The sequence below is a fragment of the Echinicola jeungdonensis genome, assembly GCF_030409905.1.
Classification (GTDB): domain Bacteria; phylum Bacteroidota; class Bacteroidia; order Cytophagales; family Cyclobacteriaceae; genus Echinicola; species Echinicola jeungdonensis.
The window spans coordinates 253,896-270,738 of the sequence record NZ_JAUFQT010000001.1; the positions used below are offsets into that span (position 1 = coordinate 253,896).

Consider the following 16,843-nt stretch of genomic DNA (forward strand, 5'->3'; position numbering starts at 1 on the left):
TAATTTTTACAATCTCATCATTCCCAAAAGTAAACAAAAACAACAAACACAATAGGGATTGGATAATCCGGAGTAAACTGACCCCTCCGAATTAGGCAATTATTCAGGTACCAAAGTGGCTTTAAGGGCCAGAATCGCCTGTCATTCCGGCGGATGTTGACCCCCTGAAGAAAAAATTGAGCTAAATCCGGAGCAAGCTGACCCCTTTGAGGCTTAAATTCCGGAGCAAGTTGACCCCTCTATGGAATGGTTTTGGTTTTTTAGCGGACATTTTCGAAACCGCTAAGTATAATCCGATGGCAGGTAAACCAAAACCGATGAGTCAGATCAAGCAGATGATTATTTTACGGCAGCAGGGCAAGGGCATCAAAACCATAGCCCGCATGCTGGAGATGAGCAAAAACACAGTCAAGAGCTATCTTTTTAAGCTGGACAAGCTGTTGGAAAACAATAAGAAAACAGGGCTTACGACGGAGAAGCTCCTGTCCATGGAGGTACCTGAGATTGAGAAACAGTTCCTTTCAGGGGACCCTTCTTACAAAGATCCCCGGTACGAACACTTTATCTCCAACCTTGCTTATTATCAAAAAGAGCTCCAGCGCAAAGGGGTGACCAAAACTCTTTTATGGGAAGAGTACAGGCAGTCCTATCCCGATGGATACGGCCGTAGCCAGTTTTGCCACCACCTCAACCAACAGGATCTTGCCCGGGCAAAGCCATCCATGGTACTTGAGCATAAGCCTGCAGAGAAGCTGTATATAGACTTTGCAGGCAAGCCCATCGCCTACATAGACAGGGAAACCGGAGAAGAGGTCCGGTGCCAGCTGTTTGTGGCCTGCCTTCCCTATTCGGATTATGCCTTTGCCATGGCCGTGGCCTCCCAGACCATCCCGGACTTCCTATATGCCCTAAGCCGTTGTATGGAGCAGTTGGGGGGTGTGCCACAGCTGTTGGTCCCCGATAACCTGAAAGCCGCAGTGAACAAAGCCGACAAGTATGAGCCAAGTATCAACCAGGCCCTTGAGGATTTTGCCAACCACTACGGCACGGCTGTAGTGCCTGCCAGGGCGAGGAAGCCGCAGGACAAGGCATTGGTAGAGAACCAGGTAAAGGTCCTTTACTCCCGGGTATATGCCAGGCTCAGGAATATGCAGTTCTTCGATATACACAGTTTAAACAGGGCCATTGGCCAAAAGGTAAAAGCCCATAACCAGACCCGGATGCAGCAAAAGCCCTACTGCAGGGAAGAGAAGTTTCTCGCCGATGAGAAGGGCCTGTTGGGGAAACTCCCCGGGGAACGCTTCGAGCTGAGACACTATGCCCGGCTGACCGTTGCCAAAAACAACCACATCTATCTGGCCCGGGACAACCACTATTTCAGTGTCCCCTATACACTGATAGGCCAAAGGGTAAAGGTGATCTATACACGGAGTATGCTCTATGTGTTCCATAAAGGGGAACGGGTGGCCATACACAGCAGAGGCTTCAATCAAGGGAGTTATTCCACGCTCAAAGAACACCTGTGTTCCCAGCACCAGCATTATAGGGACAGAAGTCCTGAATATTACCGCAGCAAAGCCGCCCAACACTCAAAGGTCTTGTCCAGGTACATCTCCCTGCTGTTTAAACAGGGCAAGATCCCCGAACAGCTTTACAGGACCTGTGACGGGCTGCTCGCCCTGGGCAGGAAGGTGGATAAGGAGCGACTGGAGAAAGCCTGCAATACAGCCATGGAGTACAAAGTATACTCCTATACCTTTATCAAGAACATGCTGGAAAACAATATGACAGAAGCTACAGCGGAGCCGTCTGCCAGGGAACTTCCTGAACACGGGAATGTCAGGGGAAAAACATATTATGACCAATATCAATAACTTAAACTTTAAACAACTATGCCCAATCCGATCGAAACACAACTTATCAAACTCAGGCTCCACGGCATGCACCAAACATGGACAACGCTACAGGAGACCCGTAAAAACCAAAGCCTCTCCCTTGCCGAAGGACTTGAGCTTATGTTACAGGCAGAAGAACAGGAAAGAGACAACAGGAGGTTTAAAAGACTGGAATCCAACGCAGGGTTCCGTTACAAAGCTTCACTGGAAGAACTCTCCCTGGACAAAACCAGGGGCCTGGATGATATGCTCCTGGCAACCCTGGCAACCGGGGAATATATAACCAATGGGGATGCTGTACTTGTCACGGGGGCTACCGGCTGTGGAAAAAGTTACCTGGCCTCGGCCCTTGGCCACCAGGCCTGTGTGCATGGGAAAAAGGTCGCTTACTTCAACACCCAAAAGCTCATGATCAAAATCAAGATGGTCAGACTGGACGGCACTGCCATCAGGTTCTTTGATAAACTGGCAAAAACGGACCTGCTCATCCTCGATGACTTCGGCCTGACAAACCTGGATAAACAGCAACAGATCGATCTTATGGAGCTTATCGAAGACAGGCACGGTAAAAAATCCACTATTATTGCAAGTCAGCTCCCTGTCTCAAGCTGGTACGATGTCATAGGTGAGCCGACCATCGCAGATGCCATTCTTGACCGGTTGGTACACGTCTCCTACAGAATCGAGCTGAAAGGGGAAAGTCTCAGAAAAAAAATGTAAAATTGTCAGGCCATCTGATTATTAAACCAAACCTCTCCTAAAGAGGGGTCAATATGCCCGGAACAGGGGTCAATATCATCCGGAATATCCAGGGATAACCATAAAAAATAATTCTTTCTTATAACTATCCAATACCTAAAAAGGAACTCCTCAATTAATGGAACCACAATCCCTCCTGCAATTAAAAAAATAATTTTATTATTCTTAATTAATTTTTATAAATAAACATCTCCACCGTCATCAACATCTAAATTCAATAATTCAACCATTACTAAAAAAAATTAATGAAAAAAAGAAATTTAATATAAAAAGGTATTTCAGTTATTTCCAAGAGACTTCACTTCGATCCAATTTTGGATATTTTAAAAAAATCATTAGTTTTTTTTGCTCTGCATACATAAATTAAAAAAAAACAACACGATAAAAACATACTAAACAAGAGGTTATTTAAAATAAAATTTATACTTAATATAAGTGAAATTACCCTAACAAGAACTCACTCCTAATTTAACTGTTTATAATTTTATTTTTTTTTAAAACAGGTTTTTGATCCAATTAAACACATTATCCAAATCCATTTGAAATAAGACGACAAGCAAAGCTGTTGTTATAACAATAATGAAATTCTTAATAATATTTTTTCGATTAATTACAGACATGGTTTTATTGTTTTTCAATTATTGGAATAAAAACCAATTTTCGAGGTTTTTCGCTTTAGCGATATAGGAACTGCTCACCATCTAACTACCAGACTGGTAGAAGTTTTAAACTTCAACCAGTAATTTCCGGCAATTTGCAATTGTCCGTTCCATTAATTTAACCCAAAACCACATTTCCTTCCCTGGAATTTGATTTAGGAAAAATTGAAACTTTAAAACCTAATCTCTATTTTCAATCGGGGGATTTCCATTTAATCCAGCTTTAAAATCATCTAAATTTTTAAGGAATTGAACAGTAAGATAAATCACCAATAACAATAACAGCAACATCAAAATACTTTTGACTTTCTTTTTCATTTTTTTATCACTTCAAAAGGATAACAAAGCACTAATCTGATTCAAAACAAACCATCTATTAATTTTTTCCATTCTCATTTTTCCCTACTTAAAAATCTTTTCAGAATTAAATACAGCTAATGTCTTAAGTCCCTCTTCCCAATTAATTTAAATCTAACCCAGTCTACCCCAAACCAGTTGACCAGTTTTTGATGGTTTTAATTGATATTATTAAGAAAATTGAAAATTACCGTTTTGGGGTAAAGTACGAACCCCTATTTTTTTGGAATGTAATAAAAAACAGTCAAAAAAGAGGTTGAAATTACTTTTCAACCTCTTTACCTTTATTACATAGGGTACCTATTACCTGTAGGACCTAAAATATTCTCAGGTTCCTGAGACAACACGAGATCTCGAAAAGAACACCAAGCTTTGTGCGCTCGCTGCCCCAATTCAAAGAAAACTCCTTCTCCTCCAGTTGTTACCCTCATTTCTTTAATTGATAAATCCTCCAATAGTTCATTTGATCTTTTCATAATTGTTTATATTTATCACCACCGGCAATTAAAGAGGCCGGAATCTCTATTAAATCAACATATATATAAATAATACCAAGATTAAGTTAACCATTCCATGGTGAACAACCCCCCATCCAAAACCTAACTTCAAATGAACATAACATAAAACTAAGCCAGTTAAAAACTGAGGAACAATCCCAACCATTAAATGAATCATGTTACCTTCAAAACCCTCTAAATATTTAAAAATATGAAAAACAGCAAAGAAGAAGGATGATCCAGTAAAAATAAAAATTGTTTTCACTTGAAATAAAGGAATTTTAACAATTACCAATATAAATATAAAATATGCAAAAAATACAAAAATTCGATAAAATGTATAATCTCCTAACATAATAAAATATAAAAAAAGAAAAACAATGCTTAATACTACCTTATTAGGACAAGATATATAGAGTCTGTGAACAGTTTCTTCAATTAATGGAATAATACTACTTCCTAGAATAAAAACAAAAGGGAGCATATTTTTAATATCCTCAAAATTTCTTACTTTGGATTCTAGTAAACCTAAACCAGAAATATACATCAAACTAATTGCAAAAAAAATTAAGGTGAAATTTATCAAAATATATCCAATAAAATAACGTAATTTTACCCAAAAAGAGGTAGCTGTACACTTTGATTGAAGAGAAAACAATTGAAAAAACAACCTAAAGGATCTATTAATCAAATAAGTATGCATAAGTTATTAATATAGAATTATAAAAAACATGATATAAAACACAACTTATAAAATTAATTTTTATTTTTATATAGTATAAAATTATTCCCAACATAATTTGAGGGAAAATAAGAATTGGCAATAAAACAAATGAGTCAAATATTTCTTCTGTAGAAAAGTTCACCAAATGAGTTGTCCCAAACAATACCCCATGAATAATAGAATTAATCCAATCTGTAAAAACCTTAAAATTGATTAAATAGACATGAATAATAAAAATTATTATCCAAATAATTTCAAATTGTATATGATAATCACCCATTAACAAATATCCAAATGTCAAGGCAATAGCCAATACGATTTTCCATTTCCCCTCATTAATCCAAGATCTAAAGCAATACTCTTCAATCAAAGGAACTATTCCCGCTGTAAAAACCAGAAAAGGAAAAAAATATTCCTTAATATCCCGAATGTCACCTGGAGATGAAAAATATTTGCTTATATCAAAAATACCAACAAGTTTTACAACTGTTAAATTGAGAATAAGCACTATAATCAATTCGGGATATTTTAGTTTAAGCATAAGTTAAGAATAAAGCATAAAGGAGTTTCCTCCTTTATACTTATTAAATACTACATTTTACAATCACATTCATGAGAATTCCAACCATCCCTAAATTCATTTATTGCATCTTGAATTGCCAATGCATCCCAAATAGTCTTTATCGTTCTAAAGAATCTTCCCCCTTCCACTTCCCTCATCTCCTCAAAATTTAAATCTCTTAAACTCTCCATAATTCAAACAATTTAAATTCTCCCAACCTTTACCGGGCTTAGGAATCTCCCAATCTCGGAAAGAAATTCTATTTAGCTAGCATATAGAATAGTTCCGATCATATAACTAATTTATTTTCTGTCCGTGCATAAAAAAAGCACGGGAGAAAATCTTTTAAAATTTTTCCTCCATTAATTTTCGAAACGTCAGTTTTTCCAAGAACCCTAATTTTCAAATCGAGTTGGATTTCTTCATCATCATTGTACACAAAACTGTTCTGCTTTCTGGAAAACCAAACATCCAATCCTAAATCTTTCAGGTAATCTATGTAGGTATAAAGCTGCCTTCTACTTACACCCAGCCTTTCGGCCAACTCATTGGGCGTCCCTGTCCTTTGTTCTTTGATTAGCTTATTTAAGATTTGCATCCTTTCAATTTGTCTTATAAAGTTCATAATGGGTTGGATTTAAAGTCAAAAATTATTTAGCTAAAATTGTCACTCCATTAATATTCCAGATGATAGACACCTACTTTTTTGAATCTTAATTCATCATCAGCATCTGCTTCTTTAACATCTGGTGATATTTCCCTTCCATGGAAATCAATTCTTGGTGAGTTCCCTCTTCTATTAATTGCCCCTTGTCTAGAACCAATAGCTTGTCAAAATCCTGCACTGCTGCCAGCCTGTGGGTAATAAAAATGATAGTCTTTCCCTGGTCCACTAATACTCGGATTGTCTTTTGAACAAATTGTTCGGATTCAGGATCAAGGGATGCTGTGGCTTCATCCAGAATCAATACCTCAGGTTCCCGGTACAGTGCCCTGGCTATGGCTATCCGCTGTTTTTGACCACCTGATAAAGTTGCACCATTTTCACCCAGATAAGTCCCAAATCCATTGGGCAATTCTTCAATAAAATCCATCATTCCCAATTGGTTACAAATACCCATCACTTTCCGCATATCCGGTTGGTAATCTCCAAGAGCAATATTCTCCAGCACATTACCTGCAAAAAGATCAATATTTTGAGGTACCACGGAAACAATTTGCCTCAAACTGTCATTTGAAATGTATTGTATATCATATTCCCCCAAATAAATATGCCCGGATTTCAATGGGTACAAGTTTTGTAACAAAGACACCAGGGTACTTTTGCCTGATCCACTTTCCCCAATAATCCCGGATACTTTTCCTTGCGGAATAGCCAGGTTTAGTTGCTCAAAGACATTCTTTCTGCTTCCGTACCTGAAGGCCACATCCTTAAAAACTATATCCCCCAAGGCTTTCTTCTCCATAGAAAATGTCTCCACGGTAGTCTCTACTTCAAGGTCCATGATTTCAAACAGCCTGTCCGCAGCAATCAAGGCATTCTGAATGGTCTTATTCATCCCTATCAAGCTAGCCACAGGGCCGGTCAGGTAACCTAACAATGCATAAAAAGACATCAACTCCCCGGGAGTAATTTCATTTTTTAATACATACCCTGCCCCTACCCACAAGAGAACAATGGTAAATCCCCGGGATACGGTTTCCGATGAGGTATTGGCAAATACATCATTCATACTGGACTTATAAACCGTCCCTAATAAAGACACAAAACGCGTCTCTGTCTTGATATTGGCATGGTCTTCAGCTCCAAATCGTTTGATAGTGCCTGCCGCTGTGATGGACTCTACCAACTGGGATTCCAGATCCGCACTCTTTTCCATCAAGGTTCTTTCTACCCTTTTGTTTAGGTAGTTGGTTGAGAAATAAATGAACATATACAATGGAATAACTGCAACCATAATCAAGGCCAGCTTCCAGTAAAAAGTAAACATCAGGGCAAAGGAGAAAACAACAATAAATACATTGACGATCAGATTGATGGATACGTCATTGATAAAAGCCCTGATCTTCACCGCATCGGTGATCCTGGAAATAATTTCTCCCACACGCATGGTATCAAAAAACCGCTGGGGCAGTGTCAACAGGTGTTTATAATAACCCAAAATCAGCTTGGCATCAATCTTCTGACCTACTTTGATGATAAAAGTTGTTTTAAACACCCCTATCACCAACTGCAAACAAAGTAATACCACCATCACCACCGAAAGCAAATTCAAGAGGTTGGTATTCCTTCCTACAAAAACATGATCCACAATCTTCTGCACATATATAGAAGTGGACAGCCCCAATACGGTGTACAAAACAGCTCCAACCAGTGCCTGGGTCATTACACTTTGATGCGGACGAACCAAAAACCAAAACCGACGCCAAGTACTGACCTTTTCATTAACGGCCTTAAATTCTTCATTTGGCATTAACAGTACCAAAACACCCGTCCATATTTCTTTAAACCTCCCATGGGGCAACTGGTGCATTTTACCATCAGCCGGATCCATCACCTCCACGATTTTTGGAGTAATTTTATAAATCACCACAAAATGATGCAGCACCTTATTGACTATTACGTGGGCGATACTTGGTTTGGGAATTTCAAACAATGCTTCAAATTTCCCCTTCACACCTTTGGCTGAGAATCCCATCTTTGTACTTGCCTCGATCAAACCAAGTATATTGGTTCCCTTTTGATCTGTAGAAGCCATCTGCCTGATTTTGGACACTGGAAGCTGGAGCTTATAATAGTTTGCGACAGATGCCAAACAGGTGGCCCCACAGTCTGTAATATCCCTTTGTTTTATTTTGATATTCATGATAAAAAGTACTTTGGTAAAAAATCACTGGGTCGTTGGGTTCAGCCAATCATCCACCTTATCATATAAAAGTTGAAACAAACTTCTTTTGGCGATAATAAACCTGCTGTTTAAAGTCATTCCCCGCTTTATCTCACCTTCAATACCACTTTCCAGATTTAACTTGGGCTCTGGGACAGTGCATATTACCGTAAAAGCAACCTCTCTTTCAGAAACCATATTGAGGTCCTTCGAAATCTCACTCACCTGCCCTTCCACCAAGCCCCATTGGTTATAATTATAAGCATCCACCTGAAACAACACCTTTTGCCCAGGCTTTATAAAAGCAATATCAGCTGGAGAAACATGAACAACCGCCATTAAAGCTGAATCAGGAGAAATCTCTGCAATTTTTTGATTCGTAAAGACAAAATCACCTTCCTTGATATTCTTGAGGTTCATTATATCCCCATCCACGCCAGCCAAAATTTTATATTTATGAAGTCTCTCCTCTAATTGTCTTATCTGATTAACCAACTCCCTTCTTTCTTCTTGGTAGTTAAGAAGTTCGTTCTCCCAACTTGCTATCTTCCTTTTATGAAAAATATCCAAATTTGATTGGGCTTTACTGTAATTGACCCTTACCTCATCAAATTCTATAAATGGAATAATTTCGCTTTCATATAATATCTCTGCCCGATTAAAATCCCGTTTTTCTTTTTTAAGAATCGATAAATAGTTTTTAACTTCAGAGTAATACTCCAAAAATGAGGCTTGATAATAATTTGAGTAAAAATCAATGGGTTTAAGATCCTTAACTTTTGACGGTGTCAAGAGAATCAATTTTTCCAAATCTTTTACAAATCCACTTAATGTCCGGCTTCTTGTTTTTAACCCTTCAATTTCCAATTCAACTTGGTTAGTTTCTATTTCAGCAAGTACATCCCCCTTTTTGACCGATCGGTTTTCTCCCAGATTAAAAGAGACAAGCCTTCCCGAAACAGGGGCATAAACATTATTTCTTCCTAATGCGGATTGGAATGTCCCCCTTGATTGTACCGAAACATCAACTTTAATAAAGGGTAGACTTATAATGACCAAAATAATCCCTGCCAGTAGACTCAAATAAATAATTTTGGAGCAGACAGTTATTTTACTTTGATAATACTCCGTAGTTTGATGGACAATGGAAGCTGGAAAAATTGTTTTCATAAAAAAAATTGAATTAAAAAACCATTACCTTATATTAAAAAAGAAAAACTAAAAATAAAAGAGTAACCGACAACAAATAAATAACTTTACCAATTTTAAATATAATAAAAACAATAAAAAACAAATACCTGAATTTAAAACACAAAATCCACGTAACAAAAACCTGTATAATGCACTTATTACCCTTCAAGGCTCAAATATTGGATATTTATAAATTTTTGTCGCAAACATCAAGTAAGAAATACCAAATAAAAATCCTTATTTAAAATAGAAACTAATATTTGCCAAATCATAAGCAGCGACCTAAGTAATGCTCCCCCATCTGACACGTTGGGTGATTTATTGAATTGAAATTATTTCCATTGGGGAAGTCATTATTTAGTCTGAAACTCCCTCCTGAATGAACCTTTCTTAAAAAAAAACTTTCCTTACCTATTCTTTTAATAAGTGTGGTTCCAAATCCATAAGTGAATTAACTTCAGCCCCATCTTATTTCAGTCAAAACTTTACTTAACTTTTAACCCATCACTTATTTATTAGGGGTTATTTAAAGGGTTCACAAAAGTCATTAAGCTATACTGAGATAAGGCCTGAAGCCACTACTTCCCTTGACTACGGTAGATCCATTAAAAACTTATACCAATTACTTTATGCGGGCTAGCTTTCCCCTCAAGGTAACCAAGGGTTGTGTGTAGGATTAATGTCTACCGGTGACCTTCACCCTTCTACCATTCGATCACCTAATCCTATTTTATGAGCACAAATCACAAAAAATAATAATTTCCCAAAAAAACCAAATTCAACATTTCACCCCATGTAAGTAAATTTTCCCAATAGAATTGTTAAATTAATAAGGTTGAACCAGGCATTGAAGTCTTAACAAACTCCTTGGCCATGAGAAAAATCAAACAATTATTGAGTGAATACGGCCTTAGCCACCAAAATCCCACCAATAAAATGATCCATTGGGTTTGTGTGCCCCTAATCTTTTTTAGCATCGTGGGCATAATATTTTGTATTCCTATCGGACCGCTGGACTTTTTGGAGGATTACCTGGGCCCCTTTGCCAATTGGGCCACCTTTTCCCTGACCGTTGTTTTATTTTATTATTACTCCCTGTCCCCTCCATTAGCCCTGGGCATGTTTCTGTTTTCCGCTTCCTGCCTGGCCTTGGCCAACTTGATCCGGATTATTAGCCCCGTTCCCTTATGGAGCATTTGTCTGGTCCTATTTTTTATAGGATGGGTCCTACAGTTTTATGGTCACAAAATTGAAGGCAAAAAACCCTCTTTTTTCAAGGATGTCCGGTTCCTACTTATCGGCCCCGCCTGGTTGATGCATTTTATTTACAAAAGATTCGGTTTTGCTTATTAACACCTTTGTTTTGATCTTACATATCAAAACAATTCATAACAACTACTAAAAAACTTTCCTAAAGCCAATTTATTTGTCGAACCGGAGTAATGATGAACCTATATGACAGACAGGTCTTCGAATATCCAAAGCTAAAAGTCGAAAGGAAAATGCGAATTTAAAAAAGTGATTTTCCTAAGGAAGCTTTTGTAAAAAAATTCTTTCCAGTCACTAAAATCTTAAGACTTGATACCAAAGGATACTCCACAACCAATACTATTTACTTTCCAGAGCGGTCTTGGCCTAATAATAATTGCGGTATAGCATGCGGGTAAGGGGCCAGCGAACTTAAATATAATTCCCCCAACCTATGTTATTCATCTTTCTTATTGTAATTTTAGCCTAATAGGGTCTAAGGTTAATTATTGAGTTTTGATGAATTCATTTATTCTTGCCGTAACGGAATTGCCGTTGCTGTCCGATATTGTGATAATCTTCGGATTGGCCATGTTGGTTATCCTGTTGTTTATGCGGCTCAAAGTTCCTACGATTATTGGATTCTTGTTTACAGGAGCCCTGGCGGGGCCTTATGGCCTTTCCCTGGTAAAAGCATCCACCACCGTGGATGTCCTCAGTGAAATCGGGGTTATCCTTTTGCTTTTTGTAATTGGAATGGAATTTTCCCTGAAAAGCCTAATGTCCATACGTAGGGCAGTTTTTATTGGTGGCTCTCTACAAGTTGCTCTCACTATAATAGCCACTTCCTTTTTGGCTTATTTTATTGGGTTTAACTGGAATATAGCGGTATTCTTTGGTTTTCTCTTTGCCCTTAGTAGTACGGCAATTGTACTTAAATTGCTACAGGAATCAGGGAAGGTCAACACACTTTCGGGGAAAATCACTCTTGCAATATTGATATTCCAGGACATCATCATTGTGCCCTTGATGTTGTTTATTCCCATGTTGGCAGGGGAATCCGAAAACATTTTACTTTCCCTTTTTTATATGACCGTCAAGGGTGGCCTGGTAGTTTTAATAACCTTATTAAGTGCCAAGTACTTGATTCCAAATCTGCTTTACAGGGTCGCCCAAACCCGAAGTGAAGAACTATTCCTCTTGAGTATTATTGTGATTTGTTTTTCCGTAGCCTACCTAACTTCACTCTTGGGGCTTTCATTAGGCTTGGGCGCTTTCCTTGCAGGTTTGATCATTAGTGAGTCAGAGTACAACCACCATGCAACCGGAAAAATCCTTCCCTTCAGGGAAATTTTCCTGAGCTTTTTCTTTGTTTCGGTGGGCATGCTCTTTGACGTTACTTTTTTGTTCAGCCATATAGGGATTATTTTATTGATTCTCCTTTTCACTTTTATAGTCAAATTTGTTATTGCCTCCATTGCCGTTCGTTCCATAGGAGTACATTTTAAAGATGCTTTTTTGGTGGGGCTTTCTATCTTCCAAGTGGGGGAGTTTTCCTTGCTTTTGGCCAAAGTAGGATTGGAATATAACTTGCTCAATGACGAGACTTATCAGTATTTTTTGGCAGTATCCATTTTGACCATGGCCATTACTCCCTTTGTGATCAATAAACGGGATAGGTTGGCATACCATCTCCTAAACCTGCCCCTTCCTGCCAGGATTAAATCCCATCTGGTCAATCCTGTTACCAATATTACCATGGCGGACATCGGGGGAGAGGAGCTTGCTGATCACCTGGTTATCGTGGGTTATGGACTTAATGGCAGAAATCTGTCCAAGGCTGCCAAAAGAGCCAATATTCCCTATGCTATTATTGAAATGAATCCAGAAACGGTGCGGGCAGAAGCTGAAAAGGGAGAACCTATCATCTTCGGGGATGCAGCCAATGAAACCGTTCTTAAGCATGTTAATATACACAAAGCACGGGTGGTAGTCATCGCCATTTCCAATAATGACGCCACCAAGAGTATTATTTCTGCTATTCGTTTGCTTTGTCAAAATGCCACTATCATCGTTCGGACCCGCTATGTGAATGAAATGGAAGAAAATCTGAAAATAGGTGCGGACGAGGTAATTCCTGAGGAATTTGAAACTTCCATTGAAATTTTCACCCGGGTGCTTAACAAATACCTGATCTCCAGGGATGAAATAGAGGATTTTACTGAAGAAGTAAGATCCTATAATTATGAAATGTTTCGGGCCACCCAAACCAATGGCAGGGACAGGCTCAACCTGGATTTGCCGGAAATCAATTTTGTCAGTTTAAAGGTAGGTAAAGATACCGGCACCTTCATAGACAAACCCTTGAAAGAAGCAAAAATCAGGGAAATCATTGGGGTGAATTTAGTGGCCCTAAAAAGAAATGGAAAAACCACCTCTGACATCAATGGGGAAACCAAATTAAAACTTGGAGATGTAGTCTATGTGGTTGGAAAACCGGAATCCTTAAATAAATTCGAAAAGGAGGTAACCGGAGCCAATTAGAAATTGAAAAAATCCAGAAATACTTATTGCAATCGGGAGAGCAAAGAAGATAAGGCCCTGCTCCTACACTCAGGGACCTCACTTAGGCTGCCCTTCAGGGTGACACAATCTTGACTCCGCACTCTCTTCTAAATCCTAATAAATGAGAATTCCAAAGGGATACAGGGTGTAAAAAGTTGTATCAAGTATCAGGTTTTAAAATCAAGATGGTAGTTCCTAAGTTCCAAAATCTTTTAGGATCATGCCTTTTACAATTTGAGAGAAGCCAAAGTGACTGCCAGAGCAGGGTCGAGGGCAATCTACCGGGAATCCATAGAAAAAATTTCCCTGATTCGTTTTAGGGAATTTTGGTTTTCGGCACTATAGATACTTTCCATAATATCTCTTTTTTCCATTGCTGTCAATCGCCAGTTTAAAGAAGCCCTTTGGATTTCCGGGTCAGAGGTTGTTAGGTTCCCTGGGATCAGGCCTTCCTCTTGACTCTCATAAAAGTCTTTGGCAGAATACTCAAATTCCACCCTTTCAACTGGGATTGAAAGCATTTCCTCAAAATAATTAAAAAGTGATTCATTATGTAAAGTTTGTACATTGTCCCAATTGATATATATGTTTTTCAACGGGGTCACCAGCTTTTGGGTGATAGTTGGGGGCGTTTTCTTTTCTATTTCCAGGGTCTTCTCTGAATCCCTAATGGTCACTAAAACTACACCGGAAGTATTTTCGGAAATCCAATCTTCAAAATGATACAGAAATTTTAAAGCATCCATTACCCCAAAATTGTCGGATAAACCCGAATCCATGATTTCCATTCGTGGGTCAGAAGGCAATTGGATATTGGGAGTAATAAAGGGAAATGTCGCTCCCATCCGGAGGGCACTGATAAAACGAAGGTTCTTGGCATCATGATTCCGGAAAAACCGCATAAAATCAATGGCTTGGCTTTTTTCATTTTCCCCCTGATGCCTCAGCAATGAAACACCCATATAACTCATTGAATGGGGAGCAATAAATAATTTCCGGGCATCATTAACAATCAAGGGGGTAATGGGCAACATAGGAATTTTGGCTTGGTATTCCGGTTCCTTATAAGCCTTTAAAGGTTTGTCCAAAACACCTTTGGTATTGATATTTAATTGGTTTTCAAAAGCATAACCTCTATCCTGCAAATATTCCCTTCCATTGTACTCAACCGTTTGGTTTCGGATCAATAAGTCATTTACCATTAATGTAAAAATGATGGAGTTAAGGTTGTCCGAAGCGATTTGCTCCAGGTATTTTTCCTCGGTCAAATCCAAAGTACTATCGCTTTGAGACCTTAAATACAGTTCACGGAAAAAAGCCGCACCGATTACTCCACCAGAAGCCCCGGTGATCATCCGGGTATTTTCCATAAACTTCCCCTTGCTGGAAATATGAAGTTGCTGCATCACATGAAGGGTCCACAAAGCAGCCCTTTGACCACCTCCACTACAGGCTAATAGCAGGATTTTTGGCTTGTGCTCTTCAGGAAACCTTGATTTCCAGTTGTTCAGGATTTCCAAAGTTTTGGCCTTATCTTTCCGGATTGTGTCAGGATGAAGCAAATCCTCCAAATGATCCAAATCATAAACTGCAGGAGGGTTATCATAATTGAGGCCCAAAGCAGAATGTGGCCTGTTCATCAACCTGGTTTGGGAACCCCAATTAATAACCAGGAAAACCGAAAGGGCAACAAAAACGGACCAGCTTCTCATCCAAAATATGACCGCGCCAATAAGCAAGGTCAAAATTGAAAATATCAACATGACGCTCATGGCTGCAGGAAACTGCAAAAACTCATAATCCCGGAAAAAACCCAAAAACAGGATAATAAATACCAGCACTACTTCAATGATAAACAAATTCAAATGGTTCTGGTCAAACACTTTGAGCAACTTATTGCCTTCAAAGCGGTCCAGATCATGCCGGATCACCCTTGGTTTCAGATTGATATCCAAATATGTTAACACCTTATCCGAAGTCCTTTTTCTGTCCTTATAGCGCTTGATTACATTGGCACGGGGCAATTTGGATTTCCTCAACTGCTTATCTACAGTATCTGTAAACAAAACAAAAAAGTCCTTATTTGTAAATGAAAAATAATAGAAGAAGATCCAAAATGTGAGGGCATTTCCCACCAGAAAACCCATAAAATACTTTACAATTCCCCAAGTATTAAAATCGTAATTTTCTAATTGAAAAAGAATCACACTAACAAAATAAACAACATAAACGATCATAGGAATTATGCTGTTATTGATACAAAACCTCAAAAATGGCCGCGATAAAATGGCCAGAAATTTAAATTTGGCCCCATCCATAATATAAGTGGTCATATGGAAGGCCATTGTAAAAACGGCAAAACCTATTCCCATCAAAAAGAAGCCCATCCAGGAAACATCATTGAGGTATTCAGGGTCCAAAAACAAGTAGGGAATGCCCAGCACCTTTCCAAACTCCTCCAATATAATCAACAACAACAGCACCCAGATCCCCACCAATACCAGGTTCTTCTTCAAGTGGAGCAATAATAATTGGATAGGAAAACTATAAAAAAAGCTATTCCACATATTGGGTGTTTTTATAACTTAATATACGCGTTTTCAGCATTTAATAACAATTCTTGAGAAAAATGTATTCGGTGAATAATGTCCTTCCCGGGGAATTTTCTCATTAAAAAAAACTTTCTATTTGGGCTTTGTCCATTAGGTATTACCTTAGGCCTTCAATAGCAAAAAATGGAACAATGAGAATTTGGTTTTTGTGCAAAGTAAAATATGCAAAAGAAAATGAGCAGGGATTGCTCAAAAATGTCACCGAACAATACCTGATCGATGCGGTATCATTTACCGAAGCAGAAGCGCGAATTTATGACATGCTGGGGAGTGTCATACGTGGAGATTTTCAGGTTACCAATATCAGCAAAAGCAATATTGTAGATGTCTTCTTCTATGATGATATTGACATTTGGCATAAATGCAAAATCACTTACGTGGTGGCTGATGCAGACAGTGGAAAGGAGAAAAAAGTCACCCAATACATGCTTGTGACCGCCCATGATGTCAAGGAGGCTTATGACAGGATCCATGAAAGTTTAAGTAATATGTTGGTCAGTTTTAGGGTACCTGACATCAACGAAAGCCCCATAGTGGAAATTTTCCCATATGAAAGCGAGGATGAAGAACTTCTTCCTCCACCCCCATCCAACCTGAAACCCATCGGTGAGGTAAAAGCCGACCAGGAAAGACGTGAGGAAATTAGAGCGGAAAGAGATAGAATGAACAGCCTTCAGGATTCGGCCCTTGCGGAAGAAGAGGAAAATCCACCACTTAATGAAGCACCAGATGAGGAAGGCCAGATGGCTGAGGAAACAGAAAATGATTTTCCGCATGACTCAGAAATGGATGAGGAGGAAGATTATTCGGACCAATACCAGCCTGGATCCGAAGAAAACAAATAAAATTAATTCCGATCTATAAAATCATCAAAAAATGTTGGCCA

13 protein-coding genes are annotated in these 16,843 nt (G+C 38.7%); 5 read left to right on the forward strand and 8 right to left on the reverse strand.

The window, feature by feature from the left end:
• Positions 1-296: 296 nt before the first annotated feature.
• Together istA and istB are read left to right on the forward strand one after the other, a co-directional pair.
• Positions 297-1,874 (forward strand): IS21 family transposase, encoded by a 1,578-nt coding sequence (istA, locus tag QWY93_RS01075; protein WP_290246349.1) that lies wholly within the window; start codon positions 297-299, stop codon positions 1,872-1,874.
• An 18-nt stretch (positions 1,875-1,892) separates the two neighbouring features.
• Positions 1,893-2,615 carry an IS21-like element helper ATPase IstB gene (istB, locus tag QWY93_RS01080; protein WP_290246350.1) on the forward strand — a complete coding sequence of 241 codons (723 nt, stop codon included), beginning with the start codon at positions 1,893-1,895 and terminating at the stop codon, positions 2,613-2,615.
• A gap of 1,342 nt (positions 2,616-3,957) precedes the next feature.
• Here the strand turns inward: istB and QWY93_RS01085 are convergent.
• The 7 genes from QWY93_RS01085 to QWY93_RS01115 all read right to left on the reverse strand — a co-directional run bounded on the left by QWY93_RS01085 (position 3,958) and on the right by QWY93_RS01115 (position 9,511).
• Positions 3,958-4,146, reverse strand: coding sequence for a hypothetical protein (locus QWY93_RS01085; protein ID WP_290246351.1), 189 nt, complete (start codon positions 4,144-4,146; stop codon positions 3,958-3,960).
• 49 nt (positions 4,147-4,195) lie between these two features.
• Entirely contained in the window at positions 4,196-4,714 is a 519-nt protein-coding gene (locus QWY93_RS01090; protein ID WP_290246352.1) for a hypothetical protein, read from the reverse strand.
• Positions 4,715-4,850: 136 nt separating this feature from the next.
• A complete protein-coding gene (locus QWY93_RS01095) occupies positions 4,851-5,432 on the reverse strand; it encodes a CPBP family glutamic-type intramembrane protease (RefSeq protein ID WP_290246353.1) in 582 nt (193 codons plus the stop codon).
• Between the two features lie 50 nt (positions 5,433-5,482).
• Entirely contained in the window at positions 5,483-5,644 is a 162-nt protein-coding gene (locus QWY93_RS01100) for a hypothetical protein (protein WP_290246354.1), read from the reverse strand.
• 98 nt (positions 5,645-5,742) lie between these two features.
• The gene (locus QWY93_RS01105; protein WP_290246355.1) at positions 5,743-6,078 is read right to left on the reverse strand and encodes an HTH domain-containing protein; all 336 of its coding nucleotides are present in this window, start codon (positions 6,076-6,078) and stop codon (positions 5,743-5,745) included.
• A gap of 88 nt (positions 6,079-6,166) precedes the next feature.
• Complete coding sequence (locus QWY93_RS01110) at positions 6,167-8,320, reverse strand: peptidase domain-containing ABC transporter (protein WP_290246356.1); 2,154 nt, start codon at positions 8,318-8,320, stop codon at positions 6,167-6,169.
• Between the two features lie 24 nt (positions 8,321-8,344).
• Entirely contained in the window at positions 8,345-9,511 is a 1,167-nt protein-coding gene (locus QWY93_RS01115; RefSeq protein WP_290246357.1) for an HlyD family secretion protein, read from the reverse strand.
• Positions 9,512-10,405: 894 nt separating this feature from the next.
• On the opposite strand from QWY93_RS01115, the gene QWY93_RS01120 reads away from it, so the two are divergent.
• The gene (locus tag QWY93_RS01120) at positions 10,406-10,885 is read left to right on the forward strand and encodes an Mpo1 family 2-hydroxy fatty acid dioxygenase (RefSeq protein ID WP_290246358.1); all 480 of its coding nucleotides are present in this window, start codon (positions 10,406-10,408) and stop codon (positions 10,883-10,885) included.
• 414 nt (positions 10,886-11,299) lie between these two features.
• Positions 11,300-13,324 (forward strand): monovalent cation:proton antiporter family protein, encoded by a 2,025-nt coding sequence (locus tag QWY93_RS01125; protein WP_290246359.1) that lies wholly within the window; start codon positions 11,300-11,302, stop codon positions 13,322-13,324.
• 299 nt (positions 13,325-13,623) lie between these two features.
• Here QWY93_RS01125 and QWY93_RS01130 read toward each other — a convergent pair whose 3' ends face one another.
• On the reverse strand, positions 13,624-15,912 hold the full coding sequence (locus QWY93_RS01130) for a patatin-like phospholipase family protein (RefSeq protein WP_290246360.1): 2,289 nt from the start codon (positions 15,910-15,912) through the stop codon (positions 13,624-13,626).
• A gap of 176 nt (positions 15,913-16,088) precedes the next feature.
• Here QWY93_RS01130 and QWY93_RS01135 point away from each other — a divergent pair, with 176 nt between their 5' ends.
• A complete protein-coding gene (locus QWY93_RS01135) occupies positions 16,089-16,802 on the forward strand; it encodes a DUF4494 domain-containing protein (protein ID WP_290246361.1) in 714 nt (237 codons plus the stop codon).
• Positions 16,803-16,843: the final 41 nt, after the last annotated feature.

Bases quoted from the DNA above. Each gene is read 5' to 3' on its own strand.
- istA (WP_290246349.1), top strand. From the start codon at position 297: ATGGCAGGTAAACCAAAACCGATGAGTCAGATCAAGCAGATGATTATT.
- istB (WP_290246350.1), top strand. From the start codon at position 1,893: ATGCCCAATCCGATCGAAACACAACTTATCAAACTCAGGCTCCACGGC.
- QWY93_RS01085 (WP_290246351.1), bottom strand. From the start codon at position 4,146: ATGAAAAGATCAAATGAACTATTGGAGGATTTATCAATTAAAGAAATG.
- QWY93_RS01090 (WP_290246352.1), bottom strand. From the start codon at position 4,714: ATGTATATTTCTGGTTTAGGTTTACTAGAATCCAAAGTAAGAAATTTT.
- QWY93_RS01095 (WP_290246353.1), bottom strand. From the start codon at position 5,432: ATGCTTAAACTAAAATATCCCGAATTGATTATAGTGCTTATTCTCAAT.
- QWY93_RS01100 (WP_290246354.1), bottom strand. From the start codon at position 5,644: ATGGAGAGTTTAAGAGATTTAAATTTTGAGGAGATGAGGGAAGTGGAA.
- QWY93_RS01105 (WP_290246355.1), bottom strand. From the start codon at position 6,078: ATGAACTTTATAAGACAAATTGAAAGGATGCAAATCTTAAATAAGCTA.
- QWY93_RS01110 (WP_290246356.1), bottom strand. From the start codon at position 8,320: ATGAATATCAAAATAAAACAAAGGGATATTACAGACTGTGGGGCCACC.
- QWY93_RS01115 (WP_290246357.1), bottom strand. From the start codon at position 9,511: ATGAAAACAATTTTTCCAGCTTCCATTGTCCATCAAACTACGGAGTAT.
- QWY93_RS01120 (WP_290246358.1), top strand. From the start codon at position 10,406: ATGAGAAAAATCAAACAATTATTGAGTGAATACGGCCTTAGCCACCAA.
- QWY93_RS01125 (WP_290246359.1), top strand. From the start codon at position 11,300: ATGAATTCATTTATTCTTGCCGTAACGGAATTGCCGTTGCTGTCCGAT.
- QWY93_RS01130 (WP_290246360.1), bottom strand. From the start codon at position 15,912: ATGTGGAATAGCTTTTTTTATAGTTTTCCTATCCAATTATTATTGCTC.
- QWY93_RS01135 (WP_290246361.1), top strand. From the start codon at position 16,089: ATGAGAATTTGGTTTTTGTGCAAAGTAAAATATGCAAAAGAAAATGAG.